At 64.2% G+C, this 2190-nt stretch carries 2 pseudogenes; one reads left to right on the top strand and one right to left on the bottom strand.

Going from position 1 to position 2190, the window contains the following annotated elements:
• Positions 1-790 (top strand): annotated as a pseudogene (locus tag ACFPOB_RS29665) (hypothetical protein); the annotation flags it as partial.
• A gap of 202 nt (positions 791-992) precedes the next feature.
• Here the strand turns inward: ACFPOB_RS29665 and tnpC are convergent.
• Positions 993-2096: pseudogene (tnpC, locus tag ACFPOB_RS29660) on the bottom strand (IS66 family transposase); the annotation flags it as partial.
• Positions 2097-2190 lie beyond the last annotated feature (94 nt).

Raw genomic sequence — 2190 nt, 5'->3', positions numbered from 1 at the left:
GGCACCGCCGGCCGCCTCGTCGGGCACTTCCACATCCACAACGGCGACGAGTCAGGCTTCGTCTGCGAACGCGTCTGACTTCTTCAACAGCCTGCTAGAGGTCACCAGGCCATTGGAGCGGCTCGAGATCGACGAGACCCTCATTCCGCTGCAGGCTTTCCTGGTAGACGCGGGAATCTGGGAAACCCTGACGCCCAAGCAGAAGGACGAGGTCCAGCGCGGGCGCTATTGGCTTTCTGCTGCGATCGATGCGGCCACGCGCTGTTACACGGCGGCTTTGCTTGTGGAGAAGCTTACAGCGTCGACGGCCGTCGCCACACTCGAGATGGCAGTGAACGACAAGTCGGCCTACGCGGCAGCAGCCGGGTGTCTGACGCCATGGGATATGTACGGTTCGCCCGAATGCGTCGTTCAGGATTCCGGCTCGCAGTTCCTCAGTCACGAGTATTGTGCAGCCGTCACTGATCTGGGCGCGGAGCTGCTCTTTCCTCCCGCAGGCTTGCCACAGATGCGCGCCCGCAAGGAGCGTGGTTTCCGCACTTTGAACGGCCTTTTCTCACGGTTGGACGGACAGACGTTTGAGAATGTGGTCGCGAAGGGCGACTACAACGCAGAAGCTCGCGCAACGCTGGACATCGAGGAAACCGAGGGTCCTACGGAAGCTGTCGAGCAAAACTTCGATGGACTGCTCTGTGAAAGACAAGCTCTCGCGCGAAAGCGCAGTGGCGAGCGTGGATGGCGGAGCCTTCACCGAGATCGTGAGATCGTGTCCGCGGTATTTAAGCTCTGAGCAGATACGGACCAGCTTCCCGTGGATTTCGTCGAGCTCGGGGTGGACCTTTGGCTCGAACGGATAAATGACACGGCCATAGAGGATATTGACGGCCGTCCGATACTCCTTGCGAACGGCGATCCGGAAATCGTCCGTTTCGTGGATCATCGACGACGAAAAATCGTGGAGTTCTTCGTTGATGCGAACGTAGGCGGTGTTCTCAGGCCACGGCCTTGAGCGGCTGAGGCGCGTAGGCCCATGGCAGCAGGTCGCCCAGCTGGCTCTGCGGATGGCCGGCGATTATGCGGGTGATGACGTCGGCGAGATAGGCTTGCGGGTCGATGCCATTGAGCTTGCAGGTTTCGACGAGCGAGGCGACGACTGCCCAGTGCTCGCCGCCGCCGTCGCTGCCCGCGAAGAGCGCATTCTTGCGGTTCAAGGCGATCGGTCGGATGGCGCGCTCGACGACGTTAGAGTCGATTTCGACGCGGCCGTCGTCGAGGAAGCGACTGAGCCCCGCCCATCGCGAGAGTGCGTAGCGGATGGCCTCGGCGAGTTTGCTCTTCTGGCTGACGAGGCCGAGCTTCGCCTTCAACCACGGTTCGAGCGCATCGACGATCGCGCGGCTCCTCGCCTGGCGGATGTCACGGCGCTCCTCGGCCGAACGGCCGCGGATCTCACCCTCGATGCGGTAGAGTTCGGCGATCCGCGCGAGCGCTTCCGTGGCGATCGGCGCGGGACCGCCCTGCGCGAGATCGTAGAACTTCCGCCGGACGTGAGACCAGCAGAAGGCCAGGCTCACGGCATTGCGGTCGGCCAGGACCTTATAGCCTGCGTAGCCATCGACCTGCAGCGTGCCGACGAAGCCTTGAAGGTGCCGGACCGCTTGCTCGGCCTTGCGGTCGGGCGCGTAGAGATAGGCCACACCCGGCGGATCGGCGCCGCCCCAAGGTCGTTCGTCGCGGGCATAGGCGAAGAGCTGGCCGGTCTTGGTTCGGCCGCGGCCCGGATCGAGCACCGGCGCCGTGGTCTCGTCCGCGAAGAGCTTGGTCGACGCCTTCAGCCGCTCGAACAGGCGCTCATGCACGGGCCTCAGGAGGAAGGCCGCCTTGCCGACCCAATCAGCCAGGGTCGATCGGTCCAGGTTCACCCCCTGCCGGCCATAGATCTGGGCCTGACGATAGAGCGGCAGGTGATCGGCGTATTTCGAGACGAGGACATGGGCGACGGTGGCCTCGGTGGGGATGCCGCCCTCGACGAGCCGGGCGGGCACTGGGGCCTGCACCACCACCTCCTCACAGGCCCGGCAGGCGTATTTCGTACGCACACGAGGAGGGCCGCATGACTGAAGCCTTCGCGCGAGGGCCGCTGGCGCGATGATGGGGCGCGTGAAGGTCAGGCGGCCTTCTGATCTGCGG

This window comes from Allobosea eneae, from assembly GCF_042657265.1.
In the GTDB taxonomy this organism is placed as follows: domain Bacteria; phylum Pseudomonadota; class Alphaproteobacteria; order Rhizobiales; family Beijerinckiaceae; genus Allobosea; species Allobosea eneae.
The sequence above is the reverse complement of the archived record's forward strand: the minus strand, read 5'-3'. Positions and strand labels throughout refer to the sequence as shown.